Annotated in this window: 19 protein-coding genes and 1 pseudogene; 18 read left to right on the top strand and 2 right to left on the bottom strand. The window is 45.9% G+C overall.

The window, feature by feature from the left end; genetic code table 11:
* From C232_RS19175 to C232_RS0101850, 3 genes and pseudogenes are all read left to right on the top strand, one after another.
* Positions 1 to 190, top strand: a pseudogene (locus C232_RS19175) (group II intron reverse transcriptase/maturase); the annotation flags it as partial.
* Positions 191 to 576: 386 nt separating this feature from the next.
* The gene (locus C232_RS0101855) at positions 577 to 3,144 is read left to right on the top strand and encodes a vitamin B12-dependent ribonucleotide reductase (protein WP_018660663.1); all 2,568 of its coding nucleotides are present in this window, start codon (positions 577 to 579) and stop codon (positions 3,142 to 3,144) included.
* A 210-nt stretch (positions 3,145 to 3,354) separates the two neighbouring features.
* Complete coding sequence (locus C232_RS0101850) at positions 3,355 to 4,239, top strand: patatin-like phospholipase family protein (protein ID WP_018660661.1); 885 nt, start codon at positions 3,355 to 3,357, stop codon at positions 4,237 to 4,239.
* Positions 4,240 to 4,545: 306 nt separating this feature from the next.
* On the opposite strand, the gene C232_RS0101845 is transcribed toward C232_RS0101850, so the two are convergent.
* On the bottom strand, positions 4,546 to 4,914 hold the full coding sequence (locus tag C232_RS0101845) for an SA1362 family protein (RefSeq protein ID WP_018660659.1): 369 nt from the start codon (positions 4,912 to 4,914) through the stop codon (positions 4,546 to 4,548).
* 158 nt (positions 4,915 to 5,072) lie between these two features.
* Positions 5,073 to 6,032, bottom strand: coding sequence for a DUF1385 domain-containing protein (locus C232_RS0101840; protein ID WP_018660657.1), 960 nt, complete (start codon positions 6,030 to 6,032; stop codon positions 5,073 to 5,075).
* A gap of 263 nt (positions 6,033 to 6,295) precedes the next feature.
* Here C232_RS0101840 and C232_RS0101835 point away from each other — a divergent pair, with 263 nt between their 5' ends.
* From C232_RS0101835 to C232_RS0101760, 15 genes are all read left to right on the top strand, one after another.
* The gene (locus tag C232_RS0101835) at positions 6,296 to 6,814 is read left to right on the top strand and encodes a YqhR family membrane protein (protein ID WP_018660656.1); all 519 of its coding nucleotides are present in this window, start codon (positions 6,296 to 6,298) and stop codon (positions 6,812 to 6,814) included.
* 74 nt (positions 6,815 to 6,888) lie between these two features.
* Positions 6,889 to 7,335 (top strand): type II 3-dehydroquinate dehydratase, encoded by a 447-nt coding sequence (gene aroQ, locus C232_RS0101830; RefSeq protein ID WP_018660654.1) that lies wholly within the window; start codon positions 6,889 to 6,891, stop codon positions 7,333 to 7,335.
* Between the two features lies 1 nt (position 7,336).
* Positions 7,337 to 8,398, top strand: coding sequence for a M24 family metallopeptidase (locus C232_RS0101825; protein ID WP_018660652.1), 1,062 nt, complete (start codon positions 7,337 to 7,339; stop codon positions 8,396 to 8,398).
* Between the two features lie 63 nt (positions 8,399 to 8,461).
* Entirely contained in the window at positions 8,462 to 9,019 is a 558-nt protein-coding gene (gene efp / locus C232_RS0101820; RefSeq protein WP_018660650.1) for an elongation factor P, read from the top strand.
* Between the two features lie 231 nt (positions 9,020 to 9,250).
* A complete protein-coding gene (gene spoIIIAA, locus C232_RS0101815) occupies positions 9,251 to 10,180 on the top strand; it encodes a stage III sporulation protein AA (protein ID WP_026314434.1) in 930 nt (309 codons plus the stop codon).
* Complete coding sequence (gene spoIIIAB / locus C232_RS0101810) at positions 10,173 to 10,688, top strand: stage III sporulation protein SpoIIIAB (RefSeq protein ID WP_018660647.1); 516 nt, start codon at positions 10,173 to 10,175, stop codon at positions 10,686 to 10,688. The genes spoIIIAA and spoIIIAB overlap by 8 nt, the downstream gene beginning before the upstream one ends.
* 42 nt (positions 10,689 to 10,730) lie before the next feature.
* Complete coding sequence (spoIIIAC, locus tag C232_RS0101805) at positions 10,731 to 10,934, top strand: stage III sporulation protein AC (RefSeq protein ID WP_018660646.1); 204 nt, start codon at positions 10,731 to 10,733, stop codon at positions 10,932 to 10,934.
* 22 nt (positions 10,935 to 10,956) lie between these two features.
* Positions 10,957 to 11,340, top strand: a complete 384-nt coding sequence (spoIIIAD, locus tag C232_RS18310) for a stage III sporulation protein AD (protein WP_026314433.1) — start codon at positions 10,957 to 10,959, stop codon at positions 11,338 to 11,340.
* An 18-nt stretch (positions 11,341 to 11,358) separates the two neighbouring features.
* The gene (gene spoIIIAE, locus C232_RS0101795; RefSeq protein WP_018660641.1) at positions 11,359 to 12,558 is read left to right on the top strand and encodes a stage III sporulation protein AE; all 1,200 of its coding nucleotides are present in this window, start codon (positions 11,359 to 11,361) and stop codon (positions 12,556 to 12,558) included.
* Between the two features lie 29 nt (positions 12,559 to 12,587).
* A complete protein-coding gene (gene spoIIIAF / locus C232_RS0101790; RefSeq protein WP_018660639.1) occupies positions 12,588 to 13,214 on the top strand; it encodes a stage III sporulation protein AF in 627 nt (208 codons plus the stop codon).
* 8 nt (positions 13,215 to 13,222) lie between these two features.
* Positions 13,223 to 13,891, top strand: a complete 669-nt coding sequence (spoIIIAG, locus tag C232_RS0101785) for a stage III sporulation protein AG (protein WP_018660637.1) — start codon at positions 13,223 to 13,225, stop codon at positions 13,889 to 13,891.
* A gap of 12 nt (positions 13,892 to 13,903) precedes the next feature.
* On the top strand, positions 13,904 to 14,449 hold the full coding sequence (locus tag C232_RS0101780) for a SpoIIIAH-like family protein (RefSeq protein WP_018660635.1): 546 nt from the start codon (positions 13,904 to 13,906) through the stop codon (positions 14,447 to 14,449).
* 297 nt (positions 14,450 to 14,746) lie between these two features.
* On the top strand, positions 14,747 to 15,220 hold the full coding sequence (accB, locus tag C232_RS0101770) for an acetyl-CoA carboxylase biotin carboxyl carrier protein (RefSeq protein ID WP_018660631.1): 474 nt from the start codon (positions 14,747 to 14,749) through the stop codon (positions 15,218 to 15,220).
* 12 nt (positions 15,221 to 15,232) lie between these two features.
* Entirely contained in the window at positions 15,233 to 16,582 is a 1,350-nt protein-coding gene (gene accC, locus C232_RS0101765) for an acetyl-CoA carboxylase biotin carboxylase subunit (RefSeq protein WP_018660630.1), read from the top strand.
* Positions 16,583 to 16,605: 23 nt separating this feature from the next.
* The gene (locus C232_RS0101760) at positions 16,606 to 17,016 is read left to right on the top strand and encodes an Asp23/Gls24 family envelope stress response protein (RefSeq protein WP_018660628.1); all 411 of its coding nucleotides are present in this window, start codon (positions 16,606 to 16,608) and stop codon (positions 17,014 to 17,016) included.
* Positions 17,017 to 17,050: the final 34 nt, after the last annotated feature.

The following is a 17,050-nucleotide window of genomic DNA, read 5'->3' as shown; positions in this document are numbered from 1 at the left end:
ACGCACAAGATTTTATTGGCTCAAGAAATTAGGGATCAATAAAAGTAAAGCTTGGGAATGGGCAAACACAAGAAAAGGCTACTGGAGAATTGCCGGCAGCCATATCTTAACCAGAACCTTAACAAACGAACTCTTCCGAAGAGCAAGGTATATAAGTTTTCTGGATTATTATCTGTCTGTAAGGTCGTAAACTTTAGAACCGCCGTGTACGGAACCGTACGCACGGTGGTGTGAGAGGTCGGCTAATCAAATAATGATTAGCCTCCTACTCGATTAAAAGGCTTTTGCAGACATACGCCGTGATGCAAGCCATAAATTTTTGCATTTTCGGTTGTTTGGGCGCGTTTTTCGCGGAATTTCTCTTTTTTTCGGCGGGATTTATAAAATTTTGCATTTGACAAAAAGAAATAAGTTTGACCTTTACACAATATATGGTATATACAAACTGAAATATCCTACTATATCTAGTGTGTGAGTCTTGCTTTTTGGCCTTTGCCTGTGCTATTTTAAATAGGCAGGAAAACATCAAAAGAAGAGGGAAAAGGAATCATAGTTTTTGAAAAAGGAGTTGTCGTTATGTCTGTTGCATCGACAAAAAAATCAGAATGGGATGTTGAAAAGCTGAATCAGGATATTCGTTTATTTCCTCAGGTCCATCCGATCACCCCGGATATGAAAATCAAGTACAAGGGGGTATCCCGCCTTGTTATGATTGACCGCTACGCTTTTAAGGATACCGAAAAAGTGACACTGGGGAAGGGGGATTTTGTCGTACTGACGATAAAAGAAGATCCGAAGTTTCCGGCCAGAGGGCTCGGCTACATCCTGGATATTGACTGGGAGAAAAATGAAGCGGAAATTTTGATCGAAGAAGACTACCGCTCAGCACTTGAACATCCGAAAGAAAAAGAAACAGGGATCATCACGAGGCCTTTGGACATTATCGAAAAGCCTCTTGAGATCTACTACGAGCAAATCGCAAAACGGAATGCAACCGGCTTAGCGTCAGTGGAAAAAACAGAAGAACAACGAAAAGTTTGGTTTCACAAATTTTACAATGAACTCGTCCATTTAAATTTCATTCCGGCAGGGCGTGTCCTCTACGGCGCAGGCTCGGAAACCGATGTAACCTATTTTAATTGTTACGTGATGCCTTTTGTTCCGGATTCGCGTGAAGGGATTTCGGAGCACCGCAAGCAGGTAATGGAAATTATGAGCCGCGGTGGCGGGGTCGGGACAAACGGATCGACATTAAGGCCGCGCAACACGCTGGCAAGAGGCGTAAACGGCAAATCATCCGGCTCTGTATCGTGGCTCGATGACATCGCCAAACTGACACATCTTGTCGAACAAGGCGGATCGCGGAGGGGTGCTCAGATGATCATGCTGGCAGTATGGCATCCGGATATTGTTGAATTTATTATTTCAAAAATGCAGAATCCGCGGATTTTGCGCTTCTTAATCGAAAATACAAACGACGAATGGATCCGGAAACTGGCGCATGACAAATTAAAATTCACCCCGCTTTCCGATATGGAAAGGGATATGTACCATGGGATCGTAAATTACAAACCTATTCCGGGCCAGGGCGGTTTCACGGAAGCTGTCATGAAAGAAGCAGAAGAACGGCTCGAAACCGGCGGCCATTACAGCGTGCACAATCCGGAATTTTTAACAGGCGCCAATATTTCGGTCTGTTTAACGAAGGATTTTATGGAAGCCGTTGAAAACGATGGGGATTATGAGTTGAAATTCCCGGATGTTGAAAATTACGATGAAGAAGAAATGAAAATTTATAATGAAGAATGGCAAAAGATCGGTGATGTGCGCGAATGGGAAAAACTCGGCCGCAAAGTGCGCGTTTACCGCACAATTAAAGCAAAAGAGCTTTGGAACTTAATCAATATCTGCGCCACCTATTCGGCAGAACCAGGCGTATTCTTTATCGATAACGCCAATGATATGACCAATGCAAAAGCCTATGGGCAAAAAGTTGTTGCAACGAATCCGTGTGGCGAACAGCCGCTTGCACCATACTCTGTCTGCAACCTTGCAGCCATCAACCTTTCCAATATGGTGGATAAAGAAACAAAAGAAGTGCGTTGGGAGCAATTGAAGAAAACTGTCCGCATTGGCGTCCGCCTTCAGGACAATGTCATAGACGCAACCCCGTACTTCTTGAAAGAAAACAAAAAACAGGCCCTCGGTGAACGGCGCGTCGGGCTTGGCGTTATGGGCCTTGCTGATTTGCTCATTTATTCCGAAAAAGAATACGGATCAGAAGAAGGCAACAAGCTCGTCGACAAAGTGTTTGAAACGATCGCAACGGAAGCTTACCGGGCATCAATAGAAATCGGCAAAGAAAAAGGCAGCTTCCCGTTCCTTATCGGGCAAAACGACGCTGAAACCAAACGCCTGCGCAAGGCCTTTATTGAAACCGGCTATATGAAAAAAATGCCGGACGATATCAGGCAGGACATTGTCAAGTACGGGATCCGCAATTCGCACTTGCTGACCGTTGCACCAACCGGTTCAACCGGTACAATGGTCGGATGCTCAACAGGCCTTGAGCCATATTTTTCCTTCACTTATTACCGGAGCGGGCGCCTTGGCAAATTCATTGAAGTGAAAGCCGATATCGTCCAGGAATATTTGGACCGCCATCCTGAAGCAGATCCGGATCATCTGCCGAAATGGTTTGTGACAGCGATGGATCTGGCTCCTGAAGCCCATGCGGACGTTCAATGCATCATCCAGCGCTGGATTGACAGTTCGATATCGAAAACGGTGAATGCCCCGCGCGGCTATTCTGTTGAACAGGTAGAAAAGGTTTATGAACGCCTCTACAAAGGCGGTGCAAAAGGCGGTACCGTTTATGTGGACGGCAGCCGTGACTCGCAAGTCCTTACGTTAAAAGCTGAGGAGACCCATGAAGAAGAACCGCCTGCAAATCAGCCGGCGGCAAAACAAGAAAAACAGCATGTTGTACTCGTGGATACCATCCAGGATATCCGGACAACAAGCGTCACATACGGCTCTGAAATCGGTGACACCTGCCCGGTCTGCCGGAAAGGGAAAGTCAAAGAAATCGGCGGCTGTAATACATGCGACAACTGTGGCGCCCAGTTAAGATGCGGGCTGTAAGCAAAATGAAAAAAGAACAGGCAGATTGCCTGTTCTTTTTTTGCTGCAGACAGTTTTTTGAATTATGGTCTAATTTCCATAATGAAGCATTAAACTGAATACGAATATACTATTTGACTGTAAAACGGCGGGAAATGGCCCACTTTCTTTTTCCTATCTGCACCACATAATCTAAAAAATCCGTCCGTGGTGAAAAAGGCGGGATTTACGATGGAAATTGATGGGGTATTCTCAGGCGGCGGCATAAAAGGGCTGGCGCTGATCGGTGCACTGGATGTGCTGGAAGAAAGAGGTTTTAAATTTAAACGTCTTGCCGGCGCCAGTGTCGGATCGATTTTTGCCGGGTTTCTGGCGGCGGGTTACACAGCGAAAGAAATCGAAAGCCTCCTCTATGAAACAGATCTAAAGGATTTTTTGGATACAAGGAAAACAATGCTGCCGGTACCGATCGCTAAATGGCTGCTGCTTTACTGGCGGCTCGGATTGTACAGAGGAGCACGGTTTGAAGAATGGCTTGAGAAAAAACTTGCGGAAAAAGGCGTCTTTACGTTTAAAGACCTTCCGAAAGGTTCCCTTTATTTTGTGGCTTCTGATCTATCAAACAACCGGCTTGTTGTTTTGCCTGATGATCTGGGAGACTATGGCATCCCATCCGAGACATTTCCTGTGGCACGGGCCATCCGGATGAGCTGCAGTATTCCTTATTTTTTCGAACCGGTGAAATTAAGATCGCTTGATGGCACAAGTGTGATCGTTGATGGCGGGGTATTGAGCAATTTTCCAATGTGGCTGTTTGTGAAGCGGGGGGAGAGGAGAGAACGCCCGGTCCTTGGCATCACCCTCAGCCAAAATAAACTGGAACAGCCAAAAGCTAAGATCAAAAATGCCGTCCAGCTTTTCGATGCTTTGTTTACCACAATGAAAGACGCCCATGATGCCCGCTACATCTCAAGAAAACTGGAAAAAGATATTATCTTCATCCCGGGAGAAGGCATCCTCCCCATTGACTTCCACTTAACCGACGAAAAAAAAGCCGCCCTCATCGAAGCAGGCCGCAAAAAAACAAAAACATTCCTCAAAACATGGACGTATTAACCGAAAAGCGGAGGGCGCTTGCCCATCGGCGACAGGCAACTGGGCCGGCCCCAATGAAGTCCGCCCTATGACTTCAATGGGGCAGGAACAGTTGACCCCGAGCCGATAGCGCCCGCAGCCGGACAAAGAAAAGCGGAGGGCGCTTGCCCATCGGCGACAGGCAACTGGGCCGGCCCCAATGAAGTCCGCCCTATGACTTCAATGGGGCAGGAACAGTTGACCCCGAGCCGATAGCGCCCGCAGCCGGACAAAGAAAAGCGGAGGGCGCTCACCCATCGTCGACAGGCAAAAAAAAAGAAATCGAGCTTAATAAACCACTCGATTTCTTTTTTTGCTTTTTTTCCCTTCAATAACGGTCAACTGCACGTTTGATTTTTTGCGCAGCGGGCGTTTATTGAATTTAACCGCGTGGTGGACCGCATGGACGTTCGTGTTCCGCTTCTTCAATCTCTTCTTAGACTTGCGGGCGGCTTTTAAAAATGCTTTTTGTTCCTGGTTGGAACGCGTTATTCCTCTGTTTAACAAAAAGCGGACGCCAACTGCAATCACTGCAGCCAAAACTGCAATCACAGCAATTGTTTTGAGCAGCCCGAAAGGATTATGGACTAACGATGCACCAAGACCGACTACAGCCAGAAGAAAAATGCCGGCAACGAACCATTGAGCAGCTTTCAAGAAAAGCCACCTCCTTAGATTATCTTTTCTAAAAGCATTTTTTCCATTATTCTATTTGTTTATACGACCGGGGTTACATTCTTTCCGGTTTCACTCGATGTATAAAGGTCTTCTACTTTTCCAAAATAACATTTTTATTAAGAATCCCTTCATTAAAATTATTCCCATGCACCGGAAAGCTCAAACTCTTTGTTGGAAATCGCATTTGTTTCAGAACCCGCTGCCTCTACTTTTAACAACTGATGAAAGGAAGCAATCGCAACTTCAATTTGTTCAGCATCCGGTTCCTTTGTGGTTAACAGCTGGAGCCATAGCCCCGGGTAGCCAAAATACTTCAAAACCGGAATGTTGCGGACTTTATTGGTCAGCTGCAGGACTTCGAACGAGACGCCGAGTACAACCGGAATCAAAAGGATCCGGTCAACCACGCGCAGCCAGAGCGGATCGGTAGGCACCAGCGTATAAATCAGCACACCGACAACAACGGTAAAAAGGATAAAACTACTGCCGCAGCGGTAATGCAGCCTTGACTGCGACTGGACATTTTTGACTGTCAATTCTAGCCCGTTTTCATATGTGTTGATGACTTTATGCTCCGCCCCGTGATATTGGAAGACGCGTTTAATAAGCGGGGTAAAGGATATCGCGTAAATATAAAGCAGGATCAAAAACAGCTTGAAAGCTCCTTCAACAAGAATCTGCGCCATCGTGCCGGGAAAAATCGGCCGGGTTAGTTCTGCTAAAAATACCGGAATCAGGGTGATTGCAAATTTGGCGAATAAAAAGGACAGCACACCGATGACTGCAACCCCTAAAAACATTGCGGCTTTGGAAACCGGTTCTTCCTTCAATTTTTCATCGTCTTTCGGATCAACGTCATAGCGTTCGCTTGCAAAGTTTAAATGTTTGGCTCCGTTCGCACTGGATTCAATAATGGCAATCATGCCGCGCAGAAACGGAATTTTTTTCAATTTCTGCAGGGAAGGGATCGCTTTCCTGGGTAAACAATAGTATTCTATGCTGTGATCTTTCCGGCGGATCGCAGTAACGGAATGGCGTTTGCCGCCAAACATCACACCCTCGATCACCGCCTGGCCCCCGTAAGCAGGTTTTGTCACTTATCTTCCCCTCCATAAAACTCATTTTCATATATCTAACTTCATTTTACTAAAAAATTTAAAAACCGACTAGAGGAAAGACTTCTGGACAATAATAAAAAGAAAAGCGGAGGGCGCTTGATCATCGGCGACAGGCAACTGGGCCGGCCCCAATGAAGTCCGCCCTATGACATCAATGGGGCAGGACCAGTTGACCCCGAGCCGATAGCGTCCGCAGCTGGACAAAGAAAAGCGGAGGGCGCTTGATCAAATGAGGTGAACATATGACAAATGAACGTGAAAAATTAAAAAACCAGGAACATACGTTAACCTTTTTTCAGATGGTGATTGTAACAGGATTTACAGGCGGGATCATCTGGAGTATTACTGCCTATTTATGTTTTTTCTTCCACTTTACCTCGATTGAGCCGAATATAATTTTGGAACCTTTTACTGTTGGCGTTTGGCGGAAGATGTGGATTGGAAAAATCCTGGCCATCCTCTTTTACGGATTGATATCTATTGGGGCGGCCATCGTCTACTATCTCACCCTCAAAAAATTTAAATCAATGTGGGCGGGGGCGGCTTACGGTCTTTTTCTATGCGGATTTGTATTGTTCATTTTGAACCCGATTTTTCCCAGCATGAAGCCGCTGTTCAAACTCGATCTCAACACGATCATCACCTGTGCCTGCATATATGTGGTGTACGGGGTATTCATCGGCTACTCCATTTCCTATGAACACAGCCGCGTTGAGAAGTTTAAAAAAAGGGCAGCAGCAAAAGCGGGCACCCAAATCTGAATGTGAAAAAATAGAAATTTCCTTAACTTTATGATAAAATAGCCACGTTAACTGATCATAAATAAGGGGTTCATATGAAAAAATACCTAGTTTTAAACGGACCAAATCTGAATTTGCTGGGAAAGAGGGAACCGGGTATATACGGGACGGATTCCCTGGCATCGTTAACGGAACGTGTCAAGAAGGCTGCAGACCAGTCCCGTGTTACAGTTGACTTTTTTCAGTCCAACCATGAAGGCGCACTGATTGACCAGCTCCATGCCGCCGAAGAAAATGGTTACAGCGGTATTATATTAAATCCCGGCGCCCTGACACATTACAGTTATGCGCTGCGGGATGCCATCAGCTCGATTACGGTGCCGGTGATCGAAGTACATATTTCTAATATTCATGCGCGTGAAGAATTCCGTCACCACTCTGTTACGGCGGCAGTTTCGCGCGGGCAAATTGCCGGCCTTGGTTTATACGGATATGAACTGGCATTAAAATTTTTTACTGAGGCGCAAAAAGGGAGAGAATGAAATGTCTAAACTGGAAAAATTAAGAGAAAAATTTTCTGAAACAGGAATTGATGGTATTTTAATCACAAGCCCGTATAACCGCCGCTATATGTCCAATTTCACAGGGACAACCGGGATTGTGCTGATCTCGGAAAAAGAGGCCAAATTTATTACGGACTTCCGCTATGTAGAGCAGGCCTCAAAACAATGCGAAGGGTACGAAATTGTACAGCACCGCATCCCTGTAGAGCAGGAAATCGCTAATCAGGTGGAAAACATGGGCATCAGGAAACTGGGCTTTGAACAGGATTACATGAGCTATTCACAGTATAAACAGTATGAAAGCTTGCTCAAAGCCGAACTTGTTCCGGTTTCAAGCCTGATCGAAAATTTACGCTTAATAAAATCGGAAGCGGAAATTAAGATATTAAAGGAAGCTGCCGATATTGCGGATGCTGCGTTTAAACATATTTTAGATTTTTTGAAGCCGGGCGTAACAGAATTGGAAGTCTCGAATGAACTGGAATTCTTTATGAGAAAATGCGGTGCAACTGCATCATCCTTCGATACAATTGTAGCATCCGGTATCCGTTCTGCACTGCCGCACGGGGTGGCGAGCGATAAGGTAATTGAAAAAGGCGATTTCGTTACAATGGACTACGGTGCATTGTATAAAGGCTATTGTTCGGATATTACAAGAACCGTTGCGGTCGGGGAACCTTCTGAAAAACTGAAGGAAGTATACAATGTTGTGCTGGAATCGCAACTGCTTGCCGCTGATAAATTGAAGCCGGGCATGACAGGTGTTGAAGCGGATGCCATCAGTCGTGATTATATCGCATCCAAAGGGTACGGGGATGCGTTCGGCCATTCGCTTGGACATGGAATCGGCCTTGAAATCCACGAAGGCCCGAACCTTTCCATGCGTTCTAAGTATGTATTGGAGCCCGGCATGATTGTGACCATTGAACCGGGAATTTATCTGCCAGGCATCGGCGGTGTCCGCATTGAAGATGATACGCTGATTACTGAAGATTCCAATGAATTGTTGACGCATTCCACGAAAGAGCTCATTATATTATAATAAGAAATACAGTTCCTTCCATACCATCAATGGAGGATTGTAGGATGATTTAGGAGGAAAAATATGATATCAGTAAATGATTTTCGTACCGGTTTAACCATTGAAGTAGACGGGGGCATCTGGCGCGTGCTTGACTTCCAGCACGTAAAACCTGGAAAAGGCGCTGCATTTGTCCGTTCTAAACTTCGCAATTTGCGCACTGGTGCGATTCAGGAAAAAACGTTCCGTGCGGGCGAAAAAGTCGAAAAAGCGCAGATTGATAACCGCAGAATGCAATACTTGTACGCAAGCGGGGATCAGCATGTATTCATGGATACGGAAACCTATGAACAAATTGAGTTAAATGCTTCACAAATTGAGTACGAACTGCAGTATTTGCTTGAAAACATGGAAGTGCAAATCATGATGTACCAGGGCGAAACGCTTGGAATCGAACTCCCGAATACAGTTACATTAACGGTGACACATACTGAACCGGGCGTAAAAGGGGATACGGCAACAGGCGGAACGAAACCTGCAACGCTTGAAACCGGCTTGACCGTTAACGTACCTTTCTTCGTAAATGAAGGCGACAAATTGATAATCAATACATCAGATGGTTCATACGTTTCGCGTGCGTAATGTGGGACCGTTTCCGATTGACTGAACAATGGAGCTTGAGGATGCTATCTGTCCTCAGGCTTTTTTTACACCATCAAGATTACATAATAAAATTATGATAAATTAAGAAATCATCACCCGGCACGGCCAATCTGCGGCATGCTTGTCATAAACCCTATAAGGCTTGAATAGATTGTAATATCAATGAACCAAGCCCTGGGGTGGCTGCTGATGTGGATCGGAGGATTGAAAATGGAAGATGTGCTCAGCTTTTTGCCAGGTGCCATTGCCCGGCAGATTGATAATCTTCAAGCCAATATTAAAGATAAAATAGAAGAAATCCGTATTCGGGTGAACCGTCCGCTTGAGGTAGCCGCAAAAGGCGGGCCTTATTTTCTCAATTATATTCCGGTTGAAAGCGATGCTGAACAGCTGATCAACCGGCTGGCAAATTTTTCATTTTACACCCTTGAAGAAGAATTGAAGAAAGGATATATCACGATCGAAGGCGGGCACAGGGTAGGCATCGCCGGAAAAGTCATTCTTGAAAATGGACAAGTAAAAGCCATCCGTGATTTTTCATCGTTCAATATCCGGATTGCCCGTGAAACGATCGGCGCGGCAAACCACATTGTCCCTTATTTGTACAACGGGCGCTGGCTGTCTGCAATGATGATTGGCGCCCCGCAAACAGGCAAGACGACCTTTCTCCGGGATATTGCAAGGGCGATTTCTACCGGAATCCCCGAGCGGCGAATTCCACCGTTAAAAGTCGGCATTGTGGATGAACGCTCGGAAATAGCAGGCTGTGTCAGGGGCGTCCCGCAGCTGTCTTTCGGGCCCCGTGTCGATGTTCTGGACGCATGCCCAAAAGCGGAAGGGATGATGATGCTGATCCGTTCTATGAGCCCGGACGTGTTAATCGTAGATGAAATCGGGCGCGAGGAAGATGCAAAGGCAATTATGGAGGCTGTTAATGCCGGAATTGCTTTAATGATGACCACCCATGGGCAGACATACCATGATATTCAAAAGCGCCCGATATTGCGGAACATTCTCGGGCTGCAAGTATTTGACCGTTATATTGAACTGAAACGCAGCAGCCGACCGGGGGTTGTCTCCGCTGTCCGTGACGGCCGGGGAACGATTTTATCCAATCATGAGGGTGTTTTTCATGATTAAAATGATTGGTGCGGCAATGATTCTGCTTTCAACCAGCCTAATTGGTTTTGAAACGGCGAAACGTTTAAGCGAACGCCCGCGCCAGCTGCGGATGTTCAAAAGTGCGCTGCAGGCCCTGGAAGCGGAAATTATGTATGGCCATACGCCTTTGCATGAAGCGGCACGGAAATTATCAAAACAATTGCCGCAACCGGTTTCCAGGTTTTTCGAGGCGTTTGCCGAAAAATTAACCACTGTTGAAACCACCGTTAAAGCGGCATGGGAAGAAAGCCTTGAGGAAATTTGGAAAGGCACGGCGCTGAAACAGAGCGAGTATGAAGTGCTGCTCCAGCTCGGGGAAAATCTTGGCAAACATGACCGCTATACCGAACAAAAACAGATCATCCTCACCTTAACACATTTGGAACGCGAAGAAAAAGAGGCGCATGAACGGCAGATCCGTTATGAAAAGATGGCGAAAAGCTTAGGGGTTTTAACAGGATTGCTGCTCATTATTTTGCTCATCTAAGCAAGCAAAAAGCCCCGGGCGGAAAAAATTGGAGGAAAAGCAATGGGCATGGATGTGGATATCATTTTTAAAATTGCAGGAGTCGGCATTGTCGTTGCGTTTTTGCATACCATCCTGGATCAGGTTGGCAAAAAAGAATATGCGCAGTGGGTAACGCTGCTTGGCTTTCTTTATATTTTATTCCTGGTTGCTTCGATCGTCGGGGATCTGTTTTCAAAAATCAAATCGGTGTTTCTTTTTCAATAAGGGGTGATTTCTCATTGAAATTCTGCAGATTACAGGCATTGCCCTCATAACCACTTTCCTGGCGCTGATATTAAAGGAACAGAAACCGAATTTTGCATTTTTGCTGACGCTGTTTGCCGGCTGTTTCATTTTTTTGTTTTTGGTGGACAAGATTTACGAAATAATCCGCCTGCTTGAGAAAATTGCCCAAAAAGGCAATGTGGACACGTTTTATCTCGAAACCATTTTAAAGATTATAGGGATCGCCTACATTGCGGATTTTGCCGCTAACATTACGAAAGACGCAGGCCAGGGGGCGATGGCGGCAAAGGTCGAGCTTGCAGGCAAGATTCTTATCTTAACAATGGCGATACCGATCATTACGGTTCTGATTGAAACGATTATCAATTTGGTTCCGAATGGATAAAGGCTGGGAGTTGAAAAGATGCGGCAAACCATGTGGATAAAGGCGCTTGCTATCCTTTTCGCAAGTTTTTTCAGCGTGCAGACGGTTGGTTACGCCGCTGCGGGCGAGGCGGATCAGGTTGAAGGCGTCCCGGAAAAAGTTGCGGATCAGCAAATGAACCAATTGGATTTAACCGAACTCAAACAGTATTGGAATCAAGTGATTACCGAATATGGCGGATATCTGCCGGAAAGCCAAAAAGGGAGCCTGGTCGATTTTATCAAGGGAGAAAAGCAATTCTCCCTGCAGGCGTGGCTTGAAAGCCTGCTTTCTTTTGTCTTTCAGGAACTGCTGATCAACGGGAAGCTCCTCGGCTCTTTGATTCTCCTTACTGTTCTCAGCATGCTGCTCGAAACGCTCCACCAGGCTTTCCAGCAGGGGACGATCAGTAAAATTGCTTATGCAGTGGTGTTTATGGTGCTCGTCATTATTGCTTTAAACAGCTTTCATGTCGCAATCGATTATGCACTGACTGCGATTCAGACAATGACCGGCTTTGTGATCGCACTGATGCCGCTGCTGCTTGCTCTGCTGTCCACTTCAGGCGGCGTGATGTCAGCGGCATTTTTTCATCCTGTGATGATCTTCCTGTCAGGCACAAGCGGCATGCTGATCCAGTATATCGTACTGCCCTTGCTGCTGCTTTCCACATTGCTTAGCGTAGTCAGCACACTTTCCGACCATTATAAGGCAACACAGCTTGCCAAACTAATGCGCAACCTCGCAATCGGTATATTAGGCGTTTTCATGGCGATTTTCCTCGGTGTGCTTTCGGTACAGGGGACAGCAACAGCTGTGGCAGACGGGCTGGGGATCCGGACTGCGAAATTTGTAACCGGAAATTTTGTCCCGGTTGTCGGGCGGATGCTGACCGATGCAGCCGATACCGTAATCAGCGCTTCTGTGCTATTAAAAAATACTCTCGGGGTTGCCGGGGTTGCGATTGTGCTTTTAATCGCTGCTTTTCCGGCCATTAAGATTTTTGCAATGTCATTTATGTTTAAACTGGCCGCAGCCATTCTGCAGCCGCTTGGTAACAGTCCGGTCATTGCCTGCCTTGATACAATCAGCAAAAATATGCTTTATGTTTTTGCTGCTTTGGCCATTGTCACCCTCATGTTTTTCTTAAGCATCACGGTCATCATTACAGCAGGCAATATTACCATGATGATGCGTTAAAGGCGATGCTTATAAAGGAGGGCAGCAAAATGGATTACCTGACAAAATGGGTGCTCAATATTCTTATTTTTATTCTGCTTGCGATGGTAGTGGACATGCTTCTGCCTGAATCCGACATGCGGAAATATACAAAGCTGGTCATTGGATTATTGCTCATTACCGTGATCCTGACGCCAATTTTCAAGCTGTTTTCTTTGGATCCCGCACAAATTCTCGAAACTTTTTCCACTGATCAAATGAAAGGCCTGAGCGGACAAGAAAATTCACTTGATACGAAGAAAAAAGAAATAAATTCGCTGCAGCAGGAATATACATTACAACAAATGGCTGTCCAAATGAAAGAGGATGCGGAGGGGGAGATCGAAAAGAAATATGGCAAAAAAATCGCAGATATTCAGATTGAACTGAAGGACGGCAAAAATGCCGGAAATATGACAGAATGGAACAGCGCCGGGGATGTAAAAAAGATCACAGTTTATTTGCAGGCGGAGAATCAGCAAGATGAGGTTGCTGCGATTGAACCAATAGAAATCCGCACGGACGAAAAAGCTGATCAAAAAGGCTCCGATGAACAAGAATCCATTCGATCAATGTTGTCAACCCGCTGGAATATGTCCAAGCAGAAAATTGAACTTCATATCGAAGGGGGGTCTTGAACAAGCACATGGACCATAAACAAGGGCCTTTAGATCGGCTGAAGGAAAAATGGCTTTCCAGGGCCGCTGCACCGGATGGGCCAAAAAAAAATAAAAAGCTCGCATATATCATGATGATATTCGTTTGCGGACTCGGTGTCATGCTGATCAGTGATTTGTTCACGCAAACCGGTAAAAAAGATACCGCTCTGCCGGCAGCAGCCACGGAAACCCAGTCTTCCGGCAAAAAAGAAGTGGAGACGTTCGCGAAAAATACATCAAAAAAAAGCAAATCGATCATCGCCTATCAAGACAAGTATGAAAAAGAGCTGAAAAATATTCTTGAGCAGATTACTGGCGTGGGAACCGTGAAAGTGCAAGTAAATGTTGCGACTTCGGAAAGCAAAGTATACGAAAAAAATACAACCATCCAAAATGAAACGACAACAGAAAATGATAAAAACGGCGGGGAACGGAAAATTGAAAGCATTTCAAAAGACGATAAAGTCGTAACGGTACAGGACGGGGAAAAAGAGGTCCCGCTGATCACGGAAACCAAAATGCCCGAAGTGACAGGCGTGCTTGTTGTTTGTGACGGCGGCGGCAGCGTCTCTATCCAAAAAGACGTGAAAGAAGCTGTATCCAATGCATTAAATGTGGCCAGCTACCGTGTATCCGTCATGCCCAAAAAGAAATAGGAGGAATGTGAAATGTTATTAAAAAAGCAAACAGTTTGGCTGTTAACCATGTTAAGCCTTGTTGTCGTTCTGTCGGTATACTATGTGACGGCAGACCCAAGCACAACCAACCAGGTTGTCCAGAATAAAGAAGAAGGAACCGCGTCTAAAGCAAAGGACCAGGCTTCCGACGGGAAACAAACAAAAGTGACAACGAAGACGGCAAGCGATGCTGTTTTTGAAACCATCCGACTTGAACGGCAGGATGAAATGAGCAAAAAACAGGAAGAGCTCACCAATAAATTAGCTTCGACTGATTTAACGCCGGAAGAAAAAAGCCGGGCCATGGACGAAATGAAAAAATTAACGGAAACCGCCAATAAGGAGCAGGTCCTGGAGAGCCTCATCAAGTCAAAAGGCGGCTATGAAGATGCCCTTGTCCAGGCCGACAAGGATGAAGTGATGATAACGGTAAAATCCAATAAACATGACAAAGCATCCGCAAATGAAATTGTAAAGCTTGTGAACCAGGAACTGGGGCATTCTCCAAAACTGGCGGTAGAATTTCAGACAAAGTAAGTAAAGCAGGCAGGAATGAAACCATCCGGCAGAGGGGAAAACTCCCCTCTGTTTTTATGTCAGCCACCACGCGGAAAAGGGGCCGTTTGAAAATTGTGAATGGTACTTTATTTGAATTGGAAAAATTTGCTCCATCCTTATAAAATCATGCAGGAGGCCGGTTGCATAAAAAATTCGCAAAAGCTGTTTATTATACAAATCATTGAATTTTTGCCGGTGGTTATCGTATGATATGGATAGCCATTCATAAAATGTTAACAAATGACGAATGAATATTGAATTTAAGGAGTGTCATAAATGTTAAAAGTACAAGATATTCAAACTTTAATTGAGCTTGTCGACCGGTCAAGCCTTGATGAATTTGAATACGAAAATGAGGGTACTGTGATCAAAATGAAAAAGAATACGGGTGTGCAGGTAGTAGAACGCACAGTAAAAGAAGCACCTGCTGCCCAGGCCCAGGCTGCACCTGCCGCTCAGCCTGCCGCACCTGCCCAGCCTGCTGAAACAGCGCCGGCAGAGGACAAAAATCTACATAAAATTGTTTCACCTATGGTTGGCACTTTCTATCAGGCCGCCTCACCGGATGATCCCCCGTTTGTACAGGTGGGCTCCGTTGTCAGCACCGGTTCAATTGTGTGTATGATCGAAGCCATGAAACTATTTAACGAAATCGAAGCCGAAGTGGACGGGGAAATTGTTGAAATCCTTGTGAAGGACGGCCAGTTGGTTGAATTCGGCCAGCCATTGTTTCTGGTAAAGACAAATTAAGGAGCGGTCATCATGATAAAAAAAGTGTTAATTGCCAATCGCGGTGAAATTGCGGTGCGTATCATCCGTGCCTGCCGTGATTTAGGAATTGAAGCTGTGGCTGTATATTCGGAAGCAGACAAGCACTCGCTTCATGTCCAGCTTGCAGACGAAGCGTACTGCATCGGGCCGAAAGCTTCAAAAGACAGCTATTTGAATTTCACCAATATCATCAGCGTTGCCACACTAACCGGCTGCGATGCGATCCATCCGGGATACGGCTTCCTGGCAGAAAATGCCGATTTTGCGGAGCTGTGCCGCGAATGCAAGATTGAATTTATCGGGCCGAACCCAGAAGCGATTTCAAAAATGGGCGCCAAAGACGTGGCAAGGGAAACAATGAAAGCTGCTGGTGTCCCGATTGTGCCAGGTTCTGACGGGATTGTCAAAGATGTGGAAGAAGCAAAAGAAGTTGCGGATAAAATAGGCTATCCGGTCATTATCAAAGCTACGGCGGGCGGCGGCGGAAAGGGTATCCGTGTGGCAAGAAACGAAGAGGAATTGGAAAAAGGCATCCACATTACCCAGCAGGAAGCCGCTACCGCGTTCGGAAATCCGGGTGTGTATCTCGAAAAATACATCGAAGACTTCCGCCATGTTGAGATTCAGGTAATGGCCGATAAATACGGGCATGTCATCCACTTGGGGGAAAGGGACTGTTCCATTCAAAGAAGATTGCAGAAGCTGCTGGAAGAATCGCCGTCACCGGCCTTGTCCAGTGAAGTCCGGGAACAGATGGGGCAGGCAGCTGTCCAGGCGGCGAAAGCTGTTGACTATACCGGCGCCGGCACGATTGAGTTTATTTTCGATTACCATCATCAGAAATTTTATTTTATGGAAATGAACACCCGTATCCAGGTTGAACATCCGGTTACGGAAATGGTGACAGGCGTTGACCTCGTCAAAGAACAAATTTTAGTGGCTTCAGGCGAACCTTTGTCGTTGAAACAAGAAGAGGTTACATGGAACGGCTGGGCAATTGAATGCCGGATCAATGCGGAAAACCCCGAAAAGAATTTTATGCCGTCCGCGGGGAAAATTAATTTTTACCTGCCGCCGGGCGGAATCGGTGTACGCGTGGAATCCGCGGCCTATCCCGGCTATACGATCCCGCCGTATTATGATTCAATGATTGCAAAAGTCATTGCCTACGGGGCCACGCGCGACGAGGCGATTGCGAGAATGAAACGTGCGCTCAGCGAATATGCAGTGGAAGGCATTCATACGACAATCCCGTTCCATTTGCGCCTCCTGGAACATGAAGTGTTTGTTGAAGCAGATTTCAACACGAAATTCCTTGAAAAATATGATGTAATGAAATAACTTGTTAGTAGGAGGTGGATCAAGTGGCAGAAACGAATCAGATGTTAGCTATGCAACATGACAACGAAGATTTAGGGAAAGTGGAAATTGCACCGGAAGTGATTGAAGTTATCGCCGGCATCGCTGCTTCGGAAGTGGATGGCGTTGCGCAAATGCGCGGTAATTTTGCCAGTGGTGTGGCAGAGCGCCTCGGCAAAAAAAACCATGGCAAAGGCGTCAAAGTGGAGCTCACAGAAGAAAACATTACAGTCGATGTATACTGCACGATGAATTTTGGCGTGTCCATTCCAACAGTTGCCCAGAAAGTTCAGGACAATATTCGGCAAGCGCTATTTAATATGACCGCACTTGAAGCAACGGAAGTGAATATCCATATCGTCGGGATCCAGTTCGAGAACCAAAAGAGCGAAACGGACTTCCAAGTGGAAGGGTAAAGCAAAAAAAGGGACCAAAGGCGGCGGCGTCTTT

Origin of the sequence: Heyndrickxia acidiproducens DSM 23148, from assembly GCF_000374345.1 — a bacterium.
Classification (GTDB): domain Bacteria; phylum Bacillota; class Bacilli; order Bacillales; family Bacillaceae_C; genus Weizmannia; species Weizmannia acidiproducens.
This window is presented reverse-complemented; position numbering and strand designations above follow the sequence as displayed.